Genomic DNA, 21,055 nt, shown 5'->3' with positions numbered 1-21,055 from the left:
TCACTGTGGGGACAGAGGTGGGTAACGGTTGCGTTGCGGCCGCGAAACTCCCGCCAGTTGGAACTCACTCAGCCGCCGTCCGGTTCGTCTTCGTCGGTCATCTCCTGTCCGTTTCCAGTCCCTTCCTCCGCGTCCGGGCCGTTATCGTCGGGCGTCTCTTCGCCGGCCGGTTCGTCCGGGTCGACCTCGTCCTCTTCTTCCCCTGGGCCGCCACAGCCGGCAAGCGCCACCGTCGATACCGCAGTGGCTGCCGTTCCAAGGAGTCTGCGGCGCGTCTGTCGGGTGTTCGAATCCATACCTCCGCTTTCGCGGCCACGGGAGTAAGAAGTGAGCCGACATGTGCGTGGTCGGCCGTATCGATCCTTGCTCGGTCCGTCGTCGGTCACAACCCGTGATCGCTCGAGCGGCGTCGACGATCACCAGTACGACACCACAACGACCCGTATGACGGGTTCGAAACCCGCACTGACTTACGCTCGGCTTCAAAGAAGGAGGTATGGAATTCGCAGTATCGCGCGACGGACGAGCGCTCGTAACCCTCCACGAGGGAAGCGATACGACCGCCCGCGACGAAGCGAGAGCGACGTTCGTCGACGCCCTCGAGGCACTCGAGGCCGACGGGCCGATCGTCGAGTGGGAGATCACGCACGTCGAAATCCACGAACTCCCAACTGCACCGTTCGAACCCTACACCGTCGAACTCGCGTTCGTGGCCACGGTCGTCGTCGAGGCCGACAGTGCCGACCGCGCGGTGAACGCCGGGGCGACTACGATCGACGAGGCACTCGCGGCCGCCGACGTCGGAACGATCTCGTATACGTCCGCGCCGACGGCGTCTGCGGGGTGATACAGTCTGCTATGAGTCGCGATCGACCGCCCGAACTTATGTCCTCACGGGACAACCACCACGTATGGAGATCGATCTTCGTTTTTTCGCGACGTTTCGCGATGCGGTCGGCGAGAAAGAGCGAACGCAGACGTTCGACGACGACGCGACGGTCGGTGACGTCCTGGCCACCCTCGAAGCCGAGTACGACGGCCTCGGGGGACAGTTACTCGAGGACGGGACGATCCGCGATCAGCTGAGCGTGTTGAAAAACGGCCGCGACGTCGTGCACATGAACGACGCCGGAACGGCACTCGAGGACGGCGACACGGTGTCCGTATTTCCGCCGGTTGCGGGCGGCTGACGGGAAGTTTGCGGACCCGAACGCTTTTATCCCGTCCATATTACACACATATAAATAATGTTCACCCAGTTGATCGAAGAGCTGCTGTTCGGGGTTTTCCTCGATCGAAACGAACGGGGCGGACTGCGGTGGGCAGGCCTGTTTCTCGGCATGCTCTGTCTCTTGCTCTCGGTTGTCGCCGCGCTGTGGATCGAAACGATCGTTGGGATCGCACTCGCGGTCGTCGGGGCCGCGCTCACCGTCTACTGCTTTTGAGCGACCGTTATCGGGCGCTGTTGCTCGATGCGTTCCCTCGAGGAGTTCGTGAAGGTTCGGGCGCGGTGAGTCTGCTCGCTGCCAGCAGTCCCGAGAAACCGCGGTGTGGACTCACCGGTGAATCAGGACGGGGAACTGATACCGAGTGTGGCGATCGCCCGGTGTGACCGAATGGGTCGCGGACCCACCGGAACTGACGACCACCAGACCGGATGAACGAATCGCCTCGCTGCCGTCGATCGTTTACGAGAGGCATTTAGGCGTCCTCTACCTGCCACCGAATATGGGTAGTACAGACGAATCCGGCTCGAGTCGCGTCGCGCCCTCTCGAGGCGACGGTTCGAGCGAGGATGGGCCGGAGCCCACCCTCGCGAGCGTGACGTTCACTCGCGAGGGGATCCGAACCGGATTCGTCACGACGGTTCCAGTCGCTCTCGGCGTCGGGGGCTACGGGATCGCCTTCGGCGTGCTGGCGAATCAGGCGGGACTGAGCGTGGCCGAGGCGGCACTGATGAGTGCCACCGTCCTGGCTGGAGCTTCACAGATCGTCGCCGTCGAACTCTGGGCGGATCCGATCCCCGTCGCGGCGGTGCTGTTTACGGTCTTCGCGATCAACATGCGGTACTCGCTGATGGGGGCCGCGCTGGAGCCGTGGTTTCGACAGCTCTCGCCGAAACAGATCTACGGCAGCCTCTACTTCATGGCCGACGAGAACTGGGCGCTGACGATGCGTGATCTCACTGCCGGGAGCGGGCGCGGCGCGTTCTTGCTCGGAAGCGGCATCGCGATGTGGATCTTCTGGGTCGGCTCGACGGTCGTCGGGGCGGTCGCCGGTGGCGTCGTCGGCGATCCCACCCGCTACGGCTTCGACTTCATCCTCGCAGCCGTCTTCGTCGCGCTCGCCGCCGAACTCTGGGAGGGGCGCTCGTCACTTCTCCCCTGGCTCGTCGCACTCGGGGTCGCGGTCGCCGCCGCCAAACTCGTCCCCGGCCGGTGGTACATCCTGCTCGGCGGCCTCGCCGCCGCCGTCGTCGAGGTGATCCGCTATGACGGGTGACGTGTTTCCCGCCGACGGAATGCTCTCCCTCGAGCCGGTCGTGGTCGGCGTCGTCCTGGCGATGGCCGTCGTGACCTACCTCACGAAAGTCGGCGGCATGTGGCTCGTCCGCCACGTCGAACTGAGCGAGCGCCTCGAGGCCGGACTCTCGGTGTTACCCGGCGCGATCGTGATCGCCATTCTGGCACCGGAACTCGCGGTCGGCGGGCCGGCCGAGTGGGGTAGTGCCGGGCTCGTGTTGCTCGTGATGTGGCGAACCGACAGCATCCTGCTGGCGCTGTGTGCGGGGGTTGCCGGCGTCGTCTTCCTCCGTGCGCTTTTATAATGCGGTGCGTGTCTCGTCCGTCCGAGGCGATACTATATCCGTTCGACGATCGAACGTGAGGTATGCCAGAGCAAACGCGTATCGAACGCTCCTTTCGTGGGATCTCCGAGCGACTCGCGATCCGGTACCTGACGAACCTCGAGGGCGAGCGAATCGACGAGGATACCGTCGTCGGTGAGGGGTGGACGGCGACGCTCTCCGCCGAGCAGGTCGATGTCGGGCCGACGCTGTCGCTGACCGAGGTGACGGTCGTCTTCGAGGGTGAGGACGATCATCTCGAGTCGCTCGTCGAGGAGTTCGCCCGAAAGGCGATGCGTGCGGGTGGATAGATGGCCGACGATCCGATCGACGGGCAGGTGCTCTTGCTTACCGCCGCGAAGGCGAGCGTCCCACCGTCGCGGCTACCGGCGCTCGTCGAACGTGCACAGGCGTTACTCGAGGGTGATCTGGAGCGCTACCGTCGGTCCCACGAGCGCGTCTATGCCGCCGCCGACCGCGAGGCGTTTCTGGTCGACGAGGGCCACTGGGAGCGACTCGGCGAGCGCATGGGCGTCGACGACCGCGAGCGCTCGGCGATTCAGCGGGCCCACGAGGAGCAGTTTCGGCGAATCGGGCGACACACCGACCGCAAAGCGGAGTTCGAATCATCACTCGAGATCCGTAAACCGGTACTCGTCGGCGTCGGCGAGAGAGAACCAGCCGAAGAATCGGCTCAGCACGGTCAATAGCAACTATAAAGAGCGTGTTCTCCCTCTATCCGGACATCGAGACGATGGCTATCGACCACGAGACCGAAATGACCGACGCGGAGGTGGACGCGTTCCTCGCTCGCCACGAGACGGGGGTACTCTCGCTCGCTCGAGCCGACGAGCCGTACGCGATCCCCATCTCCTACGGCTACGACGCCGACGACCGTCTCTTCTACATGCGGATGGTGTCGACACCCGACAGCGAGAAACGCGCCTTCCTCGGGTCCGATCCCGGCGCGCGGTTGGTCGTCTACGACGAACAGGAGTCGACGTACCGAAGCGTCATCGTGACGGGTATTCTCGAGGACATTCCTCCATCGGAACTGACGCCCGACCAGATCGCCCAGTACGGCGACACGAAGCGACCACTGTTCGAAATCTGGGCGGACGGGAAGCGAGAACTCGACATCGAACTGTATCGGTTGACCCCGGAGTCGGTCAACGGTCGTCGAACCGAGGTCCACCGAGGCGAGACTACCTGACGACTAGTTCGTCGATTGGTTTGGCGCGAACGCGGCCCCCGTGACGTCAGCTCCACAGACAGGACAGCCGTGTGCGAGAGTCGCCTCGCGCATCTCCTCGTTGACCTCGATCGTTTGTCCGCAGTCGGGGCAGGTGAATTCATATCTGCTCATGAGGGTTGGTCGGGTGGCGTCTGGTAGGTACTACCTTCGCGTCAGTATATATAGGATTGCGGTTCAGTTCCACGGCCCAGTAGTTCCCGAAGCGTTCTTACCGTGTGTTTCCCTCGAGGATCGCATCGAGGAGTTTCGTCTGGGCCGCGGCGATATGCTCGGCGAACGTCGTTCCCGTAATCTCGAGTTCCTCGGCGACCTCTCCGGCGTTGGCTTGTTTCGGATGATCGAAGTACCCCATCCGGTGGGCGGTCTCGAGAACCTCGCGCTGGCGGTCGGTCAGCGCGCTCCGATCGACGAAGACGAGGTTCCGATCGCCGCCGTCCTGTTGAGACCGGAGGAGTCGTTGGACATCGAGGTTCGAACACTGGCTCTGGAGTTCGCCGATAATCGACTGGAGTGACGCCATGTCCGGCGCGTGAAACGTCAGGTACAGCGACGAGCCGCGGCTACGGACGTCGACCACGGGGGAGTCGAACCGTTCGACTGTCTCGCAGGGACATCCCCTGGTGAGGTCGCGATCAAATCGGTAGACGGAGCCAGTGCCGTACTCGAAGATCGCCGAAAGGTCGACGTCGTCGACCAGTTCGACAGCGTCGTCGAGATCGTCCGCACCCTCGAGGACGAACTCCTCGGTGACTCGCTCGGGATTGGCTGGATTCGTACTTTTCGACACCGAGTGGGCCCGTCCGCCGACCGACCTGGAGGCGTGGGTGACGACACACTCCGGCGGATCGTCAATTCTCACTTCTGCACGAATCCCCGAGGACATCTACCGTTCGATGGTTGCTCCGTTCAAGTAAACCCTCCGTCCAACGGATGGGTCGGATTCGCTAGATCGCCCCATCGACTCCGGATCGACTGAAGTATCTACCCCGATATAAAATACCCTGTATTTAGTGGGGCTCGTTTGGTGGGTCCCCACCCGCTACGAGGAAGTACGATGCCCACTTCCGACGCTAATGCAGTTCGAGGATGGCCGACCGGATCCGAGGATACCGACGTCCAGGCAGTGCTCGCCGCACTCGAGGACAACGCCTGCCGGGCCATCCTCGAGGCGACGAGTAACGAGCCGTTGACCGCGACGGAACTCTCCGAGCGCTGTGAGATTCCGATGTCGACGGCCTACCGCAAAGTGGAGATGTTAACCGACGCCGATCTCGTCGAGGAACGGGTTCGGATCAACACCTCCGGCAAGCACGCCACGGAGTATCGCCCCTGTTTCGACGACGTGATCGTCTCAGTCGCCGAGAGCGGTTCGGTCGAGATCGAACTGACGAAGCCGGCGGCCGAATCCGAGTCCCCACACGCCGTCGCTGGCGATTGATCGATTTCGCCGACGGTTCCACTCTATCCCGGTCTCACCGGCCGTCACAGCGCTCGATCGGCCAGTACGCGAAGTTGGCCGTCGACGGCCTCGACGGTCGCCTCGACTGCGAACCCGTCTTCGGCCAGCGCGATGGCGTTTCGCCCGCCGCCCGTCGCTACGTCGAGGGCGGTTTTCCCCTCGAGTCGGTCCCGATACTGCACGACCAGCGGCGTTGGTTCGGTCGGTGGGTCGGCGTCGCGATACCGCTCGTTCCAGCGTTCGCGTGGATCGTTGGATGACGTTCGGTGTTATTAACCCAGATCATATCATAATAAGATTTACCAGGGATGGATGCGGAGACCCTCGTCGAACACGCGATTCGCTCGGGTCGCCACGAGTACCGAAGTCGCCTCGGACGGCGCGACCGATCGGTTCGCTCGAGACGGTTCACCCGCGGTCGACCACACGGCGAGTCTCGGAGCGGTCGCTCCATCGGGAGACGTCAGCGAATAGCCACGGCTGGGTAACCGAGTCGGTTAAGTTCTATCGATCCGAACATTTCGTATGGCCGTTGAATGGCTGAACGCAGACACTCTTATCCGATTAGAGGGGCCACGAGAAGATATCGACGAGTGCATACGACAAGTGGAGTTTCGAGGATCTGCAGGGCCGATTCTCGACCGTGCCGAAGAGTTAGGTGTCGAGTGGGAAATGCAACCAAACGGTCTGAGCAGTAACGCTGGCGACGAAAACCCGTTTTAATAATACTTGCCAGGGTTTTAGTAACACATTTCCGTTCGGAGGTCGTCGTCGGAGTCGATGTGCAACACTCAAGTACGGAACGAACGCGGTCTCGAGTCGGGCGGTGATCGGCGGTGAGCCCGCCGGACGAGCCGACTGGCGGGGACGACGAGCCGACGACCGACGAGGAATCCGGCGCGGACGCCGAACGGACCGGTCACACCCACGTCTGCCGCGTGACTGGTCGGGAGGACGGGCTGGTCGGAAAGTACGACATCTGGCTGAGTCGGCAGTCGTTCAGGGAGATGGCCCGCGATATGGGATTTCGAAAGTACAAATAGATCGTCCGCCGGAGGCCGATACAACCCTTTTCATACGGTTTACTGTCAGTCGGTACCGCCGAACCCGCGACCTGTCTGCGGGTTCGCCGGTAGATCGTGACAGCAATTCGTATCACTCGACCAGCCGCTCGGCACTCGCGGCGACGGCCTTTCGCGCAAGTGCGTAGCCGATCGAGACGACGAGCATTCCGACGACGACCGTTCGGACGAACCCGTCGAAGACGAAAAGCGCCGGGAGCGCGAGCACCGACGCCAGTGCGAGATCGCCCGGCGAGCCGTCGTAGCCGATCCACCGGCGGGGCTCGAGCCACCGATCGTGGTAGTGACTGTAGACGGCTCGAGGGGACTCACCCTCCCAGGGGCGTAACTCGTGGCCGCCGCCGAGGGCGTCCGAGATGGAGTGGGCGGCCGCTGCGAGGAGGAAGATGGCGACCGCGACTGTCACCCCGGACGGAGCAGCGAGCGCCAGCGCCACCGCGGGAACGACGAGTGTCGCGTAGTAGACCGGAAAGTGGAGCGTCTTCCGGTGGGACGCGGCCACGTCGAGGTCCGGAAAGAGCCCTCCGAGAATCGCCGCGACTCCCGCCTCGAGTGCGAATGCGGGTTCGACGACTGCGACGGCCGCGGCGACGAGGAGGCCCACGAAGACGTGGGTCGTGGCCATCATAGGCGGCGGTACGCAGGACGGCAGCATATGTCCGTCGTCTTGGACGTTCCGACGGCTGTCTTCGACGAATCGAGTGGCGGAAAATCGAGGGCAGGGGCGTCCAGGGCGATCGATTCACCGGCCGATCCAACCTCGGGGAGCCGTTCCACCGAGCTCTCAAGGGGCTGTTCCACCGATATCCAGCACGAACGCGAGGAGTATCGGGAGAATCAAAAGGAGACCTACAGCGAGGATCGGAAACATGATGACGGGGACGACCAACGCGGCGATCGCGGCTTTCCCCGTCGATATATCGTGAAACGCAGAGAGGGCCTTGATCTGCAGGTAGAGGCCGTAAAACGCGAGGACGATGTTGACGAGCGGGAACCACCAGAACCCGTACCGGACGAGCGATGGAAACGCGTACGCCTCGAGCGTATACGTGAGTCCGCTCGCGCCGAACAGCGAGGCGACCGCGTGTGCGAGGACTGCCTCGAAGACGACGCCGATCCACATTACCAGCCCCAGAACGACGACGATCGCACCGACCAGGGCCGCATCCGTCGGCGACGTGATGTTGAGCAAAACCCCGATAAGCAAAACGGGTGCCATCGCGACCGCGAACGTGACGAGCAGGAACTGCAGCGGGTAGCCGATCCCGTGGTTCTCGTCGTACGCCGAGAAGAACGTGCTCGGCTTCTTGATCATGTAGCCGTTGACGCCTTTCCACTGTTTCGCCAATCCCATACGATCCGATACGTTCTACGTTATATTAATATATCGAATGGAAAGAAACTGTCTGCGGCGGATTGCTGTCCCAACTTCCGGCGCGGCCGTTCCAGGGGCCCGGCTATGCCGGCGCTGACGGGCGGGAAACCGGATGAACGTCGTACGGGGAGAGCCGGCGACTGTTGGGACACACCGACACACCGAATCCGTATCGACGAACGAAAACCAGGGTCGTAGCGAACTCGGGCGGTCTCGAGGTGCAGACCGATCGAACGCGGACGACCTGCGTTCGATCCGACGCGACTCGAGTGTGTAGATCAGTCGTCGCTCGCTGCGGCCGCTCCGCCGCCGTCGCCGCTGACGCCCGTTCCCGGTCCGATCTCGATCTCGAGTTCCTCGAGTTTCTCGTCGGGGACGACGCCGTCGACCCAGCCGCGGTGGTCGTAGTACTCTTCTTTCATCTCCTCGAGTTCGCAGTACTCGCCCTCGCTGGCTCCCTGGCCGCGGATGCCGTCTTCGAGGAAGCGTGCGGGAAGCGAGTCGTCCGTGCCGTCGAAGCCGGCGAGGTTGTTGTAGTAGCGTTCGAGGTTGTAGACGCGTTCGCCGGCCTTGAGGAGTTCCTCTTCGGTGACGTCGAGTCCGGTCATCCCGTTGTACTGGAGGACGTACTCCTCGATGCCCTCGGCGAAGGCGTTGAACTTGCAGATGTCGAAGCTGTCGGAGATGGCGTGGAGATCCTGGAACGCCGCGGTCAGTTCGCCTTTCCCCTCCCACTCGTAGGGATCGACCTTCTCGGGGATGCCGAGAATTTCGGCGGCAGGCGTGTACCCGCGTAGGTGACAGGCCCCACGATTTGACGTAGCGTAGCCGATCCCCATCCCCTTCATGCAACGCGGGTCGTACGCCGCAATCGTCTGACCCTTGACGGCCAGGGAGTTGTCGTGTGCGTCACGTGCCTCGGACACGCGGCGTGGTCCCTCGGCTAGCAAGTCCGCGAGGTCGTTCTCGCGGTGGGCGATCCGCTCGATCATGTCGATCATCGTCTCCGTATCGCCCCAGTCGAGCCCACCGATATCGTCGAGTTTGCCCTCCTCGGTCATCTCCATCGCCATCGCCATCATGTTCCCCGTTTCGATCGTGTCGACGCCCATGTCGTTACAGCGATCGATCATGATGGCGACGTCGTCGCGCTCGGTGTTACCGGAGTTCGGTCCGAGCGCGTACGCCGACTCGTACTCGTAGGACTCCATCCGGACGTTCATCTCCTCGCCTTTGTGCATCGCCTGGACCTCGACTTCCTTCTTGCAGGCGACCGGACAGGAGTGACAGGTCGGCTCGTCGACGAGGATGTTCTCGCGAACGTTCTCGCCGCTTACCTTCTCGGCGTCGAACTCCTCGTCTGCGAATCCGTCCTCGCGGGCATCCCGCGTCGAGGTGTACTTTCCGTTGCGGGTCGGGAGGCCGGACATCTCCTCGCCGATGTTCATCAGGACGTTCGTGCCGAACTGGGAGAGGCCGCCCTCGTTGGGCGCGGTGACGTCTGACTCCTGGATCGCCTGCATCGCCTGCTGGTGGCCCTCGCGGAACGTCTCCGAATCCGCCGGCTGGGGCATCTTCGTGTTCGACTTGACGACGACGGCCTTGAGGTTTTTCGACCCCATCACACAGCCCGTGCCGCCGCGGCCGGAGGCCCGGTCGTCCTCGTTGATGATACACGCGTACCGGACCTCGTTCTCGCCGCCCGGTCCGATCGCCATCAGCGAGAGGTTCTTGCCGTAGGAGCCGTCGACTTCCTCCTCGAGTCGGTCGCGAGTCTCGTGGACACCTTCACCCCAGAGGTGGGAGGCGTCCCGGAGTTCGACCTCGCCGTCCTCGATGTAGGCGTAGACGGGCTCGTCGGCCTCACCCTCGAACAGCAGTCCGTCGAAGCCGGCCCACTTTAGCCGGGCACCGGACCAGCCGCCGTGGTGGCTGTCGGTGACCGTTCCCGTCAGTGGGGACTTCGTACAGACGGCGATCCGACCACTCATCGTCACCTGTGTCCCCGAGAGGGGGCCGTTCATGAACGCAAGCAGGTTCTCCGGCTCGAGCGGATCGACGTCCGGGCCCTGCTCGAAGACGTACTTTACTCCCAGGCCGCGCGCACCAATATATTTCTTCGCGTCCTCGTCGTCGATTGGCTCGTAGCTGATCGACTCCGCCGAGAGGTCGACGCGGGCGACCCTGTCTTGGAATCCGCCGAGTTCTGTCATGGTAAACCGCTAGTCTTTAGATTAGGCGGCCAGCCTGTTAACCGTTCCCAACCACTCGTAACCGATCGTGGTTACGGGTCTGCCGAGCGGATTTTCCGAGAAGCCCGTTTGACGTTCTCTCGAAGGCGATAGTCCCGAAATCCCGTCGTCGCAAAAATTGCGTCCTCGATTTCGATCGTGGACTCGGTTAGAGCAACAGAGCAACGATTGCCAGGATGATGAAGATCAACACGAAGATCCGAGCAATCTCCATCGAAATCCCGGCGACACCTCGAGCACCGACGGCCGCGGCGATGATCGCGAGCACGAAGAAGACGATCGCCCAGTACAGAAATCCACCCTCTCCGATCTGGAGCGGCGTTGCGAACTCGAGCATACCCCCGGCTATCACGACGGTGTACATAAACGCCGGCGACCGTCTGGGCCAGTTTGCGGTTCTAACCCCGGACTACAGGTCAGACTCGAGGAGAGTCATGCGGATCGTTGTCGCGTTGTTCCGGAGATCGTTGAACCTCCTCGAGCGATCATCAGTGCGAAACGACAACAGTCCGTACTATCCCGACTGCTCGTCGAACACCGCCTGACAGAGCTTCTGCTCGGCCGTTCGAAGGTGCTCGTGAAACGTTGGCCGCGAGACGTCCATCGATTGGGCGAGTTCCTCGCCGGTGACGGGGCGAGGCCACTCGAAGTACCCACCGAGGTAGGCTCGGCGTAAGACCGCGAACTGGCGGTCGGTGAGGTTGTCCTCGAGTCGCTCGACGAACTCCTGGCGGGTATCGCCGATCTCGCGCTGGCGAACCGAGAGAACGCTCGTTCCATCGTAGCGATCCTCGAGCGCCTCGACGACCGACCGGACGTTTCCCGATTGGGGAACCTCGAGTTCGAATCCGGCGCGACCGTCCCGACATTCGATCGACCGGACGCGGGCACCACGGTCCGACAGTCGGGTGACGGGGTCGTCCTCGCCGACGAATTCGACGAGACACTCGTCGTCCCGGTCGACGACGATTCGACAGTCGACGTCGTCGAGGCTTTCGGCGGCACGTCGGACGTCGTCGGCGTCGGCACCGGTGACGGTAAACAGGGAAGCCGTCCCGTCCCCCCGGTGGGTGGACCGACGATACTCGAGGCGACAGTCGGCTTCGGTGGAGACCGCGATCGGTGCGATCGCGTCGTCGACGAGTTCGAGTTCGACCGCGACGATGGCGTCGGTCTCGAGGATCCGGCTGGTCTCCCGGGCGTTGATCCCGCTCGCCAGCGTGCGGGCGAGCGCGGAGAGAATTACCGTCTCGCGGTCGTCGACGGGTCGGTCCTCGGCCATCCGAACGGTTATGACGCCGTACTCGATCTCGTTGTACGACAGCGAGAACGTCGCGTGGGTGTGCCCGTCGACCGTCTCGACGGAGACGCTCTCGGTCGCCATCGCTTCCGGTGCCGAGCGGTCGGCGGTCACTCGATCGTGAGTGGACGTCTCGCCCGCACTCGCACGGACGTCGACGCCGCCCATCGTCGGGTTCCGTTCGCCGATCCAGGCACCGTCGTAGGCGGCTTCCGCGACGATTCGCTCACAGACCTCCGCCTCGAGTTCGGACCGGGTGGTCGAACCGGCCACGGCTGCGGTGACGTCCTGGACGAGTCCCTCGATCCGGTCGAGGACGTACTCCAGTTCCTCTGTTCGGCGCTCGAGTTCGATTTCAGCCTTCTTACGCGCTGTCACGTCGTTCTGGAAGCCGACGAAGTGCGTGAGTTCTCCACGATCGTTCCGAAGGGGAGCGACCGTCACCTCGTTCCAGAACTCGGTGCCGTCTGCGCGATAATTTTTCAACTCGACGGTGACGGGGCGTCGTTCCTCGATTCCGGCGCGCAACTCGTCGATTGCATCTTCGTCGGTCTCTTCCCCTTGCAGGAACCGGCAGTTCTGGCCGACGATTTCATCGAAATCGTACCCGGTGATCCGCTCGAAGGTCTCGTTGACGTAAATCAGCGGGTTGTCTGCTCGGTCGGGGTCCGAGATGACGGCCCCGACCGGGGCCTCGGCGATCGCCCGCTCCTTGAGGGCCCGGTCGTCGTCCTCCTGTTCGTTCTCCCCGTCGGGTTCGAACCTGATCGTCACCCCCTCAGCGTCCCGGTGTATCCGCGCCCCGGTCCACCTCCCCTCGAGATCGACGTGTCTCGCCGTTCCGGCTGCCGTCTCCTCGACCGCCTCCGCGAGTCGATCCCAGCCCTCGAGCGCCGTCGCCTCGGGACCGTCGTCGGAAATTCCGAACGCCTCACGCGCTGCCCGGTTGGCGTACGTGACCGTCCCGTCGACGACGGCGACGACCGGATCGACGATACGCTCGAGTACGGCCCTCGTCGGTCCACCGTCACCCCCATCATCGTCCGCTGACTCGACGTCGTCCATGCCCACGGGTACGCGGGGCTCTGCAAAGAACCATGGTGATCCGGCCGACAGTTCGGCTCTCGAACCGGTACCCACGATGCTTATAGTCGTTCATGGTATACCGTTACATATGTCACTGAGTCACACACCGTTCGAACGCCTCCGACAGAAGCTCGAAGATTCCGAACTCGAGTGTCGTCAGTGTGGATTCCGGGACACCGACGGCGGATGGCGCGTTACGACGACGGGGAGTCGGGTTCGGTACCAGTTCGCCTGTCCGTCGTGCTCGGCCGTCGAGACCCGAGAGATGCGACTGTAACCGGCACCGTTCTCTCGGTCCGCGTCTCCGTTCCCGCCACCGGAGTCGATCCCGGCGTGTCTCGAGGTCGCCTGTGGTGGTGGTCACGCCCGGATCGACCGCGGGAGGACGGCGACAGACGAAGCCGCTTTACGCGTCGGCCCGCTTTTCCCGCCAATGAGTAAACCCACGCCCGACGTCTACGAGCAGGGCAAGGGCATGGACGCCCACAACCAGGTGATGCGCGAGATTCGATCGCGCAAGGAGGCGAGCTACGATCCACACGAACCGACTCGCGTCTGGCTCGACGAGGACAACACGCCCGGCGGCGTCAAACAGAGCCTGACGATCATCTTGAACACGGGCGGCTGTCGGTGGGCCCGCGCCGGCGGCTGTACGATGTGTGGCTACGTCGCGGAAAGCGTCGACGGCGGTTCCGTCTCCCACGACGCCCTGATGGACCAGATCGACGTCTGTCTCGCACACGAGGCCGAAAATGGGGACGAACCCGCCGAGTTGATCAAGATCTACACCTCCGGCTCCTTCTTGGACGAGCGCGAGGTCGGCGCCGAAACCCGCAAAGCGATCGCCGAGACGTTCGCCGACCGCGAGCGTATCGTCCTCGAGTCACTGCCCGATTTCGTCGACCGTGAGAAGATCGGCGACTTCACCCAGTACGGGATCGACACCGACGTCGCCATCGGCCTCGAGACGGCCACCGATCGCGTCCGCCACGACTGCGTGAACAAGTACTTCGACTTCGCCGACTTCGAGGACGCCTGCGCCGAGGCGGCGGCCGCCGACGACGCGGCGGCAGAGGGGGCTGACGCTGGCGTCAAGGCTTATCTCCTGATGAAACCGCCCTTCCTCACGGAGTCGGAAGCCATCGAGGACATGATCGACTCGATCGAACGCTGTGCGGACGTCTCCGGCTGTCACACCGTCTCGATGAACCCCTGTAACGTCCAGCGCTACACGATGGTCGACGAACTCTACTTTTCGGGCGGCTACCGGCCGCCGTGGCTCTGGTCGGTCGCCCACGTCCTCGAGGAAACGGCCGACGTCGACGCCATCGTCGTCTCCGATCCCGTCGGCCACGGCTCCGACCGCGGGCCACACAACTGCGGCGAGTGCGACGACCTCGTCCAGAAGGCAATCAAGGACTTCGATCTCCGGCAGGATCCGTCGGTGTTCGAGCAGGTCTCCTGTGAGTGTGAACTGACCTGGGAGGCCGTCCGCGAACGCGAGTGTGGGTTCAACCAGCCGCTGACCCGGTAACGAACCGCTGATCCACTCCCGTCGTGCCGTCGCCCTGATACCGAATCTCTCGGGGAGTCTCTCTTTGTACTCGGTCCACGTCGGAACAGTCGTGACTGTGAATCTCCCTCGAGCAGACCGCGAGTCGGCCAAAGCGGGCTCCGAGTCGAATTCCCCCGATGCTGGGTCCCCTCCAAACTCGGTCCGGGAAGAGTCCGACTCGAGTGGCCTCACTCCGGGCGTAGACGGTGCTGACGGCCCCGTTCCCGTCGCGGGGACGGATCACGAGCCCTCGCCGCTTTTGCGGACGGTTCTCGAGGGGCGCTCGGATGGCCGTGCACTCGACGTCGCGACCGGTCTCGGCCGGAACGCGATCGCCCTCGCCGACGCCGGTTGGCGCGTCGACGCAATCGACGTCTCGAGGGCGCAACTCGAGCGTGCACGCGAGCACGCCGTCTCGCAGTCCGCCGCCGTCGAGTGGATCCTGGCCGACGTCGACAGCTACGCCTTTCCCGACGCAGTCTACGACGTCGTGGCGATCAGCTTCTACGACGCCCGCGACCGCCTTTCTTCGATATTGTCGGCGCTCGCTCCGGGCGGGTCCCTCTTTTACGAACACTACCTCGAGTCGACCGACAGAACTGGACCGGGCGATCGCCACCGGTTCGCGTCGAACGAGCTCCTGTCGGCGTCTGCCGATCTGAGGGTGCTGTACTACGCCGAGTACCGCGTCGACGGCGAACCCCGCGTCACGCTCGTGGCTCGCAAACCGAACGACCAGTAGGCGCAAGCGGGACGGGCGCGAACGCACGGTTTCGCCGTCACGTCTTCTTCGCGAACGGTATCTGACATACTACTGTAGCGATGTACCGGTGAGATCGCCGTCCGGGTCGCGGTCGCACCGGAACTGATCGACAGTAAACCGTATCAATCGGAGAAGAGACTCGAGTGAACCGGAGCGAACTCGTCTTCGTCGTCGGGTTCGTCGTCGGTGTCGGTGATCGACCGGCCCTCGAGGCCCGCCTCGAGGAGATCCGAAAGCGGCGGGCCGACCTTCTCGGGTTCGACGAGGAAGGCGTCGTGGCCGTGGTCGGATTCGACGACGTGGTGGGCGACGTCGACGCCAGCGGTGCGGCAGGCGTCGGCGAGCGCCTCGGACTGCTCGACGGTGAAGTGCCAGTCGCCGGTAAAGGAGACGGCGAGCAGTTCGCCCTCGAAGGCCGCGAGGGCGTCGGCGTCGGATTCGTAGCCCGCAGCGAGGTCGAAATCGTCCATCGCGCGGGTCAGGTAGAGGTAGCTGTTCGCGTCGAAGCGGTCGGTGAACTTGTCGGCCTGGTAGTCGAGGTACGACTCGACCTCGCGGTACGGGAAAAAGGCGGCGGCGGGATCGGGCGGGCGCTCGCGGACCGTCTCCCGACCTGCCGAGCGGCGGCCGAACTTCCGTGCCATCGACGCCTTCGAGAGGTACATGATGTGGCCGATCTGTCTCGCGCGTGCGAGTCCCTCCTCGGGCTTTGGCCCGTCGTAGTAGTGGCCCTCGTTCCAGTTCGGATCCGCGGTGATGGCACGGCGCGCGACCGTATCCAGCGCGAGACACTGCGCGTCGAGGCGTGCGGCCGCCGCGACCGCCGCGGCGCGGTCGACGTCGTCGGGATAGCGGCGCAACCAGTCTAAGACGTTCATCCCGCCGACGCTCCCGCCGACGACTGCGTGGAGCCGACCGACGCCGAGCGCGTCGAGCAGTTCGCGCTGGGCCCGGGTCCAGTCGCCGACCGTCACAGGCGGGAACTCGGTCCCGTAGGGCTCGCCCGTCTCCGGGTTCGTACTCGCCGGGCCTGTCGTACCGTAACACGAACCCGGAACGTTCGCACAGACGACGTAGTACTCGGTCGTGTCGATGGCCTTCCCGGGACCGACGACGTCACCCCACCAGGCTCGCGCCTGGCCGGCGGTCTCGTCGCCGGCGTCGGGCCGGCGCGCCACATGGGCGCTGCCGGTCAGGGCGTGACAGACCAGAACGGCGTTCGTCCCGTCGAACTCGCCGTAGGTCTCGTAGGCCACCTCGAGCGAGGGGATCGACTCCCCGGACTCGAACTGAAACTCGCCGAGGTCGATCGTGTCTTTCGTCGTCATGTGTCGACCTGGCCCTCCGTGGTCTCCCGTGTTGCGGTTTCGATCGCGTCCTCGAGGTCCGCGAGGATGTCTGCGGGGTCTTCGATGCCGACGGACATCCGGACCAGATCGCGCGTCACGCCCGCCTCCTCCTGTTCTTCGGGGGAGAGCTGGCCGTGGGTCGTACTCGCCGGGTGGATGACGAGCGTCTTCGCGTCGCCGATGTTCGCGAGGAACTGGGCGAGGTCGACGTTCTCACAGAAGCGTTTGCCGGCCTCGTAGCCGGTGGGAGACGCCCTCTCGCCAGACGGGGCCACGTCGGATCCGTCGCTCCCCTCGAGGCCGAACGCGACCATGCCGCCGTAATCGGCGAGATACTGCGAGGCGTTGTCGTGGGTCGTGTGGGAGTCGAGACCTGGGTAGGTGACCCAGGCGACGTCGTCGTGGTCGGCGAGGTAGTCGGCGACGATGGCAGCGTTCTCGCAGTGTTTCGCGACCCGCAACGGAAGCGATTCGAGCCCCTGCAGGGTCTGCCAGGCGTCGAAGGGTGACTGCTGGTTGCCCAGACTCCGGAGCGAGCGGTAGCGGACGGTCGCGGCGAAGGGCGCGTCGGGAAAGTCCCGCGAGAAGTCGACGTCGTGGTAGGCGTGATTCTGGCCCGCGATCTCGTCGTAGCCGTGCTCGCCCCAGGGGAACGCCCCGCCGTCGACGAGGACGCCGCCAACGGTGGTCCCGGAGCCGTGGAGCCACTTCGTCGTCGACTCCCAGACGACGTCGGCGCCGTGTTCCAGCGGTCGACAGAGCGCGGGCGTCGCGAACGTGTTGTCGACGACCAGCGGAACGCCGTTCTCGTGGGCGATCTCGGAGAGGCGTTCGAAATCCGGCGTGACGAGCGAGGGGTTGCCGATCGTCTCGACGTGGACGAACGCGGTGTCCTCGTCGATCGCGTCCTCGTAGGCGTCGTACTCGAGCGTCGGGACGAACGTCGTCTCGATGTTCCGCCGGGAGGCCGTCTTCGAGAAGTAGGTGCTCGTCCCGCCGTAGGTGTCCGTCGAACAGACCACGGTGTCGCCGGCCTCGGCGAGGACGAGCGTCGCGGAGTCGAGGGCGGCCATCCCGCTACCCGTCGCGACCGCGCCCGCACCGCCCTCGAGGGAGGCGAGGCGATCCTCGAGCGTCGTCACCGTCGGGTTCGCGATCCGCGAGTAGATGTAGCCGTCGTCCTCTAAGGCGTAGCGGGACGCGGCGGTGTCTGCGTCTTCGAACACGTAGGAGGTAGTCTGGTGGATCGCCGGTGCCATCGCCCCCGTCTCCGGATCGGCCCGCTGTCCTGCGTGTACGCTTCGTGTCCCGAGTCCGTGCCCGGGACAGTCCGGATCGCCGTCGCTCCCGTCGTCGCTCATGTTTAGTATGCATACTGCCCCACGTTCATATGCGTCTCAGTAACGGCAAAATCCGCTGACCGTGTCACCAGTTCGCACTCTACTGGCGACCCCGACGGTGCGCGGCGCCGATCACCGACCGTGTCGACATCCTCGCGTCTCGCCCTGTCACCGCCGACGCAGCCTCGAGTGCCCGTCGACACACCACGAAGCGAGACGGACGCTTTCATAGTCGGCCGGTTCCTATCCGCGACCGTGCGATCGAGCGATCGCGACCGAATCGTCCTCGCCGCCGTCGTCTTCGCGGTGATGTTCTCACAGCTGTTGCTCTATCCCGGCATCGCGACGCTCGTCGAAACACTGGGTGCGGACGCGACGAGTTCGCCCTTCGCCGCGACGCCACTCGACGCCAGCATGTGGTTTCTGGTGGCCGAGTTCGCCGCCTACGTCGCGTTCGTCGGCGTCTGGGGCGTGGTCAGCGACGTCACCGGCCGTCGAACTCCGCTGATCGTCGTGGGCGCGATCGCCGGTGCGGCGGGGTACGCGGCTCTCGCCGTCGTTCCGGCCCTGGGGTCGATCCCGTTCGAGGGCGTACTCATCGTGCGGGTCTTTCAGGGCGCGACCACGATCGGTGCGCTCTCGCTGACGATGACCATGCTGATGGACCTCGAGGGAGGACACGGACGGAACATGGGCGCTGCGGGAATCGCGATCGGTCTCGGTGCAGCCCTCGGCGCGCCGATCGGCGGCCAGCTAACCGAACTCGATCCGGTTGCCCCGCTGGTCGTCGCGGCGAGTCTGCTGGTCGGCGTCGGCGCGGCGGTTTCGCTCGTCGAGGACCGAGCGCCCACCACACGACGGACCGCCCGCGCGCTCCTCGAGGGCGTTCGACGGCGGCCGACGCTCTCGGTTCCCTACGCGTTCGGGTTCGTCGATCGGATGACCGCCGGCTTCTTCGCGCTCGTCGGGACGCTCTACTTCCAGGAGACGTTCGGCCTCACCGCGGGCGCGACGGGACTCCTGCTCGCGTGTTTTTTCGCGCCGTTCGCGCTGTTGCAGTATCCGATGGGTGCGCTCTCGGATCGGATCGGCCGCGCGGTTCCGATCGTCGTCGGCTCGCTGTGTTACGGCCTCGGAATCCTCGCCGTCGGCGCGGCACCGTCCGTCGCCGTCGCAGCCGTCGCGATGGTCTCCATCGGCGTCCTCGGCGCGCTGGTCTCGCCGACGACGATGGCGCTCGTCACCGACCTCGCTGCCGAGGACGAACGCGGCCTGGCGATGGCTGGCTTCAACCTCGCCGGCAGCCTCGGCTTTCTCGGCGGCTTCCTCGTCGGCGCGACCGTCGCCGGATCGTTCGGCTACGATCTCGCCTTCCTGGTCGTCGGGGGTCTCGAAATCGCGATCGCGATCGTTGCGGCACCCGTCTTCCTCCGTCTTTCGATCGGCACGAGTGGATCGATCACCGACAGCGACAGGGTCGGTCACTCCGAGTAATGTAACCGTACTGGGGTACGTGTTTATCCCGACAGATACGTCGAAAATTCTTGGTATGTAATCGCATGACTACGGACGGAGAGAGGGTGTCAATTTTTATGTGCTCATCTCCAACGACTGTCTGATGACACGAGAGAACCCAATTTCACGGCGGACCACGTTGAAGCTCACCGGTGCGGCGGCAGCAACCGCCCTCGTCGCAGGGTGTAGCGACGACGGCAACGGCAACGGTAACGGCAACGGCGACGACGGAGTCGACGGCATCGCGATCGATCCTGGCACCGAGATCATGTTCGACGCCCAGACCGCCGGCTGGGAGGGTCTCGAGCCCGCGTCGATCGAGAGCGAACAGAACCCGACGCTCGTCTTAGAGGAAGGCGGCGAGTACACCATCGGTTGGACCGAAGGCGACGGCGCGTTCCACAACATCGAGATTCGCGACGACGGCGACGACGTCGTCGACGACCTCCAGACCGACGAGACCGACGACGACGAGCCCGACGACCAGATCCTCGAGTTCGAAGCCAGCGCCGAGATGGCCCAATACGTGTGTGACCCACACGAGACGACCATGGTCGGCGACATTCAGATCGAGTAACGGCTGCGATCGCGAACCGACTTCAGGGATTTTCGACGTTTTCGTGCGACGACGCCGAGTTTACGGTTGGTCGGATCGATCTCCGGCTTTCGAACCCGTCACCGCGAGACTTGGGCTCTCGCTGGTATCGGTCCGCTCAGGCCGAGCAGTTGTTCGGCCCGAGTTCGAGTTCGACCCGATCCTCGGGGGGTAGCTCGACCGTCCCGCGGTTGTGGTCGATGATCGTCTCGTAGTTCGACGGCTTCTCTCCGGCGTCGGCCATCCGGTCGACGAACGCCTCTTCCTCGAGGGCCAGGAGATCGATCCCCATTCGCGCCGCGCCGACGGTCGTCGTGATGGGCTTGCCGGGGGTGCCGTGTCCGAACTCGCCGTCGGAGGTGACCGTGACGTGGCCCGGGAGGACGATGATCCCCTCGGGCTGTGTCAGCACGGTTCGGTGGAGCGTCTCGTAGAGCATCCGCGCACCGCGTTCCCCGTCGTCTTCGCTGAACTCGAGTTCCGTCCGTCCGGTCGAATCGGCGTGCAAGGTGTCGGCGGTCAACAGCGCCCGGTCGTCCACCAGCAGGTTGATCATCTCGCTCGTGTGTCCCGGAGCGGGCAACGCCTTGAGTTCGCGAGTGCCGACCGAAAGCACCTCGTTGCGCTCGAGCGGCGTATAGTCGACGTCGACGCCGCGTTCGGTCGCACGTTCGCCCAAGTAGTAGGGCACCTCGAGCCGGTCGGCGAGCTCGCGACCGCCGGAGACGTGGTCGGCGTGGACGTGGGTGTCGATCACGCCCACGACCGAGAGCCCCGCCTCCTCGGCGGCGATTACGTACTCGTCGACGTCGGCGGTCGGATCGACGACGACGGCATCGCCCGTTTTCTCGCAGCCGATGACGTACCCGAGACACCCTTTCGCTCGACGCTGGACCTGGACGACGGTCAGGTCCGTCCCGACGTCGAGTTCGACCCGGTCGTAGACGCCGCTCCACTCTTTCATCCCGCCGTCGAGAGCCTGAACGTCGTAGCTCCTCGTCGCCGACTCGAGTTGCGTCGCGAGGTTGCCCGAGGAGATGCCTTTCGCACAGATCGTGATGACGCGTTCCGTGTCACCGATCGTCTCCTCGAACTCCTCGAGTCGACTGTCGATATCCTCTTCGGGACCGAACGGAAAGTGGATCGCTCCCGAGATGTGCCAGGACTCGAAGCTGTCCGCCGGGCGGGTGTCGACGAGGGTAAACTCGGCGTCCTCGTCCTGGAGTTGCGCGAGTCGGTCCGCAGAGAGGGTAGTAACCATAACCGTCGGTACGGGCGCGAGCG

Annotated in this window: 27 protein-coding genes; 15 read left to right on the top strand and 12 right to left on the bottom strand. The window is 64.3% G+C overall.

Annotation, left to right across the window (positions count from 1 at the left end; genetic code table 11):
• Positions 1–68: 68 nt before the first annotated feature.
• On the bottom strand, positions 69–296 hold the full coding sequence (locus GRS80_RS02045; RefSeq protein ID WP_160046102.1) for a hypothetical protein: 228 nt from the start codon (positions 294–296) through the stop codon (positions 69–71).
• A gap of 200 nt (positions 297–496) precedes the next feature.
• On the opposite strand from GRS80_RS02045, the gene GRS80_RS02040 reads away from it, so the two are divergent.
• The 8 genes from GRS80_RS02040 (at position 497) to GRS80_RS02005 (ending at position 4,058) form a co-directional block, all read left to right on the top strand.
• Complete coding sequence (locus tag GRS80_RS02040; protein ID WP_160046101.1) at positions 497–847, top strand: hypothetical protein; 351 nt, start codon at positions 497–499, stop codon at positions 845–847.
• Positions 848–911: 64 nt separating this feature from the next.
• Entirely contained in the window at positions 912–1,190 is a 279-nt protein-coding gene (locus GRS80_RS02035; RefSeq protein ID WP_160046100.1) for a ubiquitin-like small modifier protein 1, read from the top strand.
• Positions 1,191–1,247: 57 nt separating this feature from the next.
• The gene (locus GRS80_RS02030) at positions 1,248–1,445 is read left to right on the top strand and encodes a hypothetical protein (RefSeq protein WP_160046099.1); all 198 of its coding nucleotides are present in this window, start codon (positions 1,248–1,250) and stop codon (positions 1,443–1,445) included.
• Between the two features lie 283 nt (positions 1,446–1,728).
• A complete protein-coding gene (locus GRS80_RS02025) occupies positions 1,729–2,502 on the top strand; it encodes an AzlC family ABC transporter permease (protein ID WP_160046098.1) in 774 nt (257 codons plus the stop codon).
• Positions 2,492–2,827, top strand: a complete 336-nt coding sequence (locus GRS80_RS02020; protein WP_160046097.1) for an AzlD domain-containing protein — start codon at positions 2,492–2,494, stop codon at positions 2,825–2,827. Before GRS80_RS02025 ends, GRS80_RS02020 begins: the two co-directional genes overlap by 11 nt.
• Before the next feature lie 62 nt (positions 2,828–2,889).
• Positions 2,890–3,156, top strand: a complete 267-nt coding sequence (locus tag GRS80_RS02015) for a hypothetical protein (protein WP_160046096.1) — start codon at positions 2,890–2,892, stop codon at positions 3,154–3,156.
• Positions 3,157–3,555 (top strand): hypothetical protein, encoded by a 399-nt coding sequence (locus tag GRS80_RS02010; protein ID WP_160046095.1) that lies wholly within the window; start codon positions 3,157–3,159, stop codon positions 3,553–3,555.
• Between the two features lie 44 nt (positions 3,556–3,599).
• Positions 3,600–4,058 carry a pyridoxamine 5'-phosphate oxidase family protein gene (locus GRS80_RS02005; protein ID WP_160046094.1) on the top strand — a complete coding sequence of 153 codons (459 nt, stop codon included), beginning with the start codon at positions 3,600–3,602 and terminating at the stop codon, positions 4,056–4,058.
• A gap of 3 nt (positions 4,059–4,061) precedes the next feature.
• Here GRS80_RS02005 and GRS80_RS02000 read toward each other — a convergent pair whose 3' ends face one another.
• The gene (locus GRS80_RS02000; RefSeq protein ID WP_149082698.1) at positions 4,062–4,211 is read right to left on the bottom strand and encodes an FmdB family zinc ribbon protein; all 150 of its coding nucleotides are present in this window, start codon (positions 4,209–4,211) and stop codon (positions 4,062–4,064) included.
• A gap of 97 nt (positions 4,212–4,308) precedes the next feature.
• A complete protein-coding gene (locus GRS80_RS01995) occupies positions 4,309–4,983 on the bottom strand; it encodes a helix-turn-helix domain-containing protein (RefSeq protein ID WP_160046093.1) in 675 nt (224 codons plus the stop codon).
• Positions 4,984–5,154: 171 nt separating this feature from the next.
• Here GRS80_RS01995 and GRS80_RS01990 point away from each other — a divergent pair, with 171 nt between their 5' ends.
• On the top strand, positions 5,155–5,538 hold the full coding sequence (locus GRS80_RS01990) for a helix-turn-helix domain-containing protein (RefSeq protein WP_160046092.1): 384 nt from the start codon (positions 5,155–5,157) through the stop codon (positions 5,536–5,538).
• A 44-nt stretch (positions 5,539–5,582) separates the two neighbouring features.
• On the opposite strand, the gene GRS80_RS01985 is transcribed toward GRS80_RS01990, so the two are convergent.
• Complete coding sequence (locus GRS80_RS01985; protein WP_160046091.1) at positions 5,583–5,741, bottom strand: hypothetical protein; 159 nt, start codon at positions 5,739–5,741, stop codon at positions 5,583–5,585.
• Between the two features lie 654 nt (positions 5,742–6,395).
• Between GRS80_RS01985 and GRS80_RS01980 the strand changes: the two genes are divergently transcribed.
• Entirely contained in the window at positions 6,396–6,602 is a 207-nt protein-coding gene (locus GRS80_RS01980) for a 30S ribosomal protein S14 (protein WP_343161408.1), read from the top strand.
• Between the two features lie 112 nt (positions 6,603–6,714).
• On the opposite strand, the gene GRS80_RS01975 is transcribed toward GRS80_RS01980, so the two are convergent.
• The 5 genes from GRS80_RS01975 to GRS80_RS01955 all read right to left on the bottom strand — a co-directional run bounded on the left by GRS80_RS01975 (position 6,715) and on the right by GRS80_RS01955 (position 12,633).
• Positions 6,715–7,269: a metal-dependent hydrolase gene (locus GRS80_RS01975; RefSeq protein ID WP_160046090.1), complete on the bottom strand. Its 555-nt coding sequence runs from the start codon at positions 7,267–7,269 to the stop codon at positions 6,715–6,717.
• A gap of 156 nt (positions 7,270–7,425) precedes the next feature.
• Positions 7,426–7,995, bottom strand: coding sequence for a YIP1 family protein (locus GRS80_RS01970; protein ID WP_160046089.1), 570 nt, complete (start codon positions 7,993–7,995; stop codon positions 7,426–7,428).
• 299 nt (positions 7,996–8,294) lie between these two features.
• A complete protein-coding gene (locus tag GRS80_RS01965; RefSeq protein WP_160046088.1) occupies positions 8,295–10,229 on the bottom strand; it encodes an aldehyde ferredoxin oxidoreductase family protein in 1,935 nt (644 codons plus the stop codon).
• A gap of 187 nt (positions 10,230–10,416) precedes the next feature.
• On the bottom strand, positions 10,417–10,605 hold the full coding sequence (locus GRS80_RS01960) for a DUF1328 family protein (RefSeq protein ID WP_149082709.1): 189 nt from the start codon (positions 10,603–10,605) through the stop codon (positions 10,417–10,419).
• A gap of 177 nt (positions 10,606–10,782) precedes the next feature.
• Positions 10,783–12,633 carry a bacterio-opsin activator domain-containing protein gene (locus tag GRS80_RS01955; RefSeq protein WP_160046087.1) on the bottom strand — a complete coding sequence of 617 codons (1,851 nt, stop codon included), beginning with the start codon at positions 12,631–12,633 and terminating at the stop codon, positions 10,783–10,785.
• Positions 12,634–12,742: 109 nt separating this feature from the next.
• Between GRS80_RS01955 and GRS80_RS01950 the strand changes: the two genes are divergently transcribed.
• From GRS80_RS01950 to GRS80_RS01940, 3 genes are all read left to right on the top strand, one after another.
• Positions 12,743–12,931, top strand: a complete 189-nt coding sequence (locus GRS80_RS01950) for an HVO_0649 family zinc finger protein (protein WP_160046086.1) — start codon at positions 12,743–12,745, stop codon at positions 12,929–12,931.
• Positions 12,932–13,087: 156 nt separating this feature from the next.
• Entirely contained in the window at positions 13,088–14,188 is a 1,101-nt protein-coding gene (locus GRS80_RS01945; protein ID WP_160046085.1) for an archaeosine biosynthesis radical SAM protein RaSEA, read from the top strand.
• 91 nt (positions 14,189–14,279) lie between these two features.
• Complete coding sequence (locus GRS80_RS01940) at positions 14,280–14,951, top strand: class I SAM-dependent methyltransferase (RefSeq protein WP_343161407.1); 672 nt, start codon at positions 14,280–14,282, stop codon at positions 14,949–14,951.
• A gap of 143 nt (positions 14,952–15,094) precedes the next feature.
• Here GRS80_RS01940 and metX read toward each other — a convergent pair whose 3' ends face one another.
• Together metX and GRS80_RS01930 are read right to left on the bottom strand one after the other, a co-directional pair.
• Positions 15,095–16,300 (bottom strand): homoserine O-acetyltransferase, encoded by a 1,206-nt coding sequence (gene metX / locus GRS80_RS01935; protein WP_160046084.1) that lies wholly within the window; start codon positions 16,298–16,300, stop codon positions 15,095–15,097.
• Positions 16,297–17,682 carry an O-acetylhomoserine aminocarboxypropyltransferase/cysteine synthase family protein gene (locus GRS80_RS01930; RefSeq protein ID WP_160046083.1) on the bottom strand — a complete coding sequence of 462 codons (1,386 nt, stop codon included), beginning with the start codon at positions 17,680–17,682 and terminating at the stop codon, positions 16,297–16,299. The genes metX and GRS80_RS01930 overlap by 4 nt, the downstream gene beginning before the upstream one ends.
• 234 nt (positions 17,683–17,916) lie before the next feature.
• Between GRS80_RS01930 and GRS80_RS01925 the strand changes: the two genes are divergently transcribed.
• Entirely contained in the window at positions 17,917–19,155 is a 1,239-nt protein-coding gene (locus GRS80_RS01925) for an MFS transporter (protein ID WP_343161406.1), read from the top strand.
• A 124-nt stretch (positions 19,156–19,279) separates the two neighbouring features.
• A complete protein-coding gene (locus tag GRS80_RS01920) occupies positions 19,280–19,753 on the top strand; it encodes a plastocyanin/azurin family copper-binding protein (protein ID WP_160046082.1) in 474 nt (157 codons plus the stop codon).
• 136 nt (positions 19,754–19,889) lie between these two features.
• Here GRS80_RS01920 and GRS80_RS01915 read toward each other — a convergent pair whose 3' ends face one another.
• Positions 19,890–21,032 (bottom strand): rhodanese-like domain-containing protein, encoded by a 1,143-nt coding sequence (locus GRS80_RS01915; RefSeq protein WP_160046081.1) that lies wholly within the window; start codon positions 21,030–21,032, stop codon positions 19,890–19,892.
• Positions 21,033–21,055: the final 23 nt, after the last annotated feature.

Source organism: Natrialba sp. INN-245 (genome assembly GCF_009807105.1).
GTDB classification, from domain to species: domain Archaea; phylum Halobacteriota; class Halobacteria; order Halobacteriales; family Natrialbaceae; genus Natrarchaeobius; species Natrarchaeobius swarupiae.
The sequence above is the reverse complement of the archived record's forward strand: the minus strand, read 5'-3'. Positions and strand labels throughout refer to the sequence as shown.

What these genes read in the sequence shown, in the direction of transcription:
- GRS80_RS01930 (WP_160046083.1), bottom strand. Translation starts at nt 17,682, where the DNA reads ATGAGCGACGACGGGAGCGACGGCGATCCGGACTGTCCCGGGCACGGA.
- GRS80_RS01960 (WP_149082709.1), bottom strand. Translation starts at nt 10,605, where the DNA reads ATGCTCGAGTTCGCAACGCCGCTCCAGATCGGAGAGGGTGGATTTCTG.
- GRS80_RS01950 (WP_160046086.1), top strand. Translation starts at nt 12,743, where the DNA reads ATGTCACTGAGTCACACACCGTTCGAACGCCTCCGACAGAAGCTCGAA.
- GRS80_RS02000 (WP_149082698.1), bottom strand. Translation starts at nt 4,211, where the DNA reads ATGAGCAGATATGAATTCACCTGCCCCGACTGCGGACAAACGATCGAG.
- GRS80_RS01920 (WP_160046082.1), top strand. Translation starts at nt 19,280, where the DNA reads ATGACACGAGAGAACCCAATTTCACGGCGGACCACGTTGAAGCTCACC.
- GRS80_RS02015 (WP_160046096.1), top strand. Translation starts at nt 2,890, where the DNA reads ATGCCAGAGCAAACGCGTATCGAACGCTCCTTTCGTGGGATCTCCGAG.
- GRS80_RS01995 (WP_160046093.1), bottom strand. Translation starts at nt 4,983, where the DNA reads ATGTCCTCGGGGATTCGTGCAGAAGTGAGAATTGACGATCCGCCGGAG.
- GRS80_RS02045 (WP_160046102.1), bottom strand. Translation starts at nt 296, where the DNA reads ATGGATTCGAACACCCGACAGACGCGCCGCAGACTCCTTGGAACGGCA.
- GRS80_RS02025 (WP_160046098.1), top strand. Translation starts at nt 1,729, where the DNA reads ATGGGTAGTACAGACGAATCCGGCTCGAGTCGCGTCGCGCCCTCTCGA.
- metX (WP_160046084.1), bottom strand. Translation starts at nt 16,300, where the DNA reads ATGACGACGAAAGACACGATCGACCTCGGCGAGTTTCAGTTCGAGTCC.
- GRS80_RS02005 (WP_160046094.1), top strand. Translation starts at nt 3,600, where the DNA reads ATGGCTATCGACCACGAGACCGAAATGACCGACGCGGAGGTGGACGCG.
- GRS80_RS02030 (WP_160046099.1), top strand. Translation starts at nt 1,248, where the DNA reads ATGTTCACCCAGTTGATCGAAGAGCTGCTGTTCGGGGTTTTCCTCGAT.
- GRS80_RS01970 (WP_160046089.1), bottom strand. Translation starts at nt 7,995, where the DNA reads ATGGGATTGGCGAAACAGTGGAAAGGCGTCAACGGCTACATGATCAAG.
- GRS80_RS02010 (WP_160046095.1), top strand. Translation starts at nt 3,157, where the DNA reads ATGGCCGACGATCCGATCGACGGGCAGGTGCTCTTGCTTACCGCCGCG.
- GRS80_RS01975 (WP_160046090.1), bottom strand. Translation starts at nt 7,269, where the DNA reads ATGATGGCCACGACCCACGTCTTCGTGGGCCTCCTCGTCGCCGCGGCC.
- GRS80_RS02040 (WP_160046101.1), top strand. Translation starts at nt 497, where the DNA reads ATGGAATTCGCAGTATCGCGCGACGGACGAGCGCTCGTAACCCTCCAC.
- GRS80_RS01955 (WP_160046087.1), bottom strand. Translation starts at nt 12,633, where the DNA reads ATGGACGACGTCGAGTCAGCGGACGATGATGGGGGTGACGGTGGACCG.
- GRS80_RS01945 (WP_160046085.1), top strand. Translation starts at nt 13,088, where the DNA reads ATGAGTAAACCCACGCCCGACGTCTACGAGCAGGGCAAGGGCATGGAC.
- GRS80_RS01965 (WP_160046088.1), bottom strand. Translation starts at nt 10,229, where the DNA reads ATGACAGAACTCGGCGGATTCCAAGACAGGGTCGCCCGCGTCGACCTC.
- GRS80_RS02020 (WP_160046097.1), top strand. Translation starts at nt 2,492, where the DNA reads ATGACGGGTGACGTGTTTCCCGCCGACGGAATGCTCTCCCTCGAGCCG.
- GRS80_RS01990 (WP_160046092.1), top strand. Translation starts at nt 5,155, where the DNA reads ATGCCCACTTCCGACGCTAATGCAGTTCGAGGATGGCCGACCGGATCC.
- GRS80_RS02035 (WP_160046100.1), top strand. Translation starts at nt 912, where the DNA reads ATGGAGATCGATCTTCGTTTTTTCGCGACGTTTCGCGATGCGGTCGGC.
- GRS80_RS01915 (WP_160046081.1), bottom strand. Translation starts at nt 21,032, where the DNA reads ATGGTTACTACCCTCTCTGCGGACCGACTCGCGCAACTCCAGGACGAG.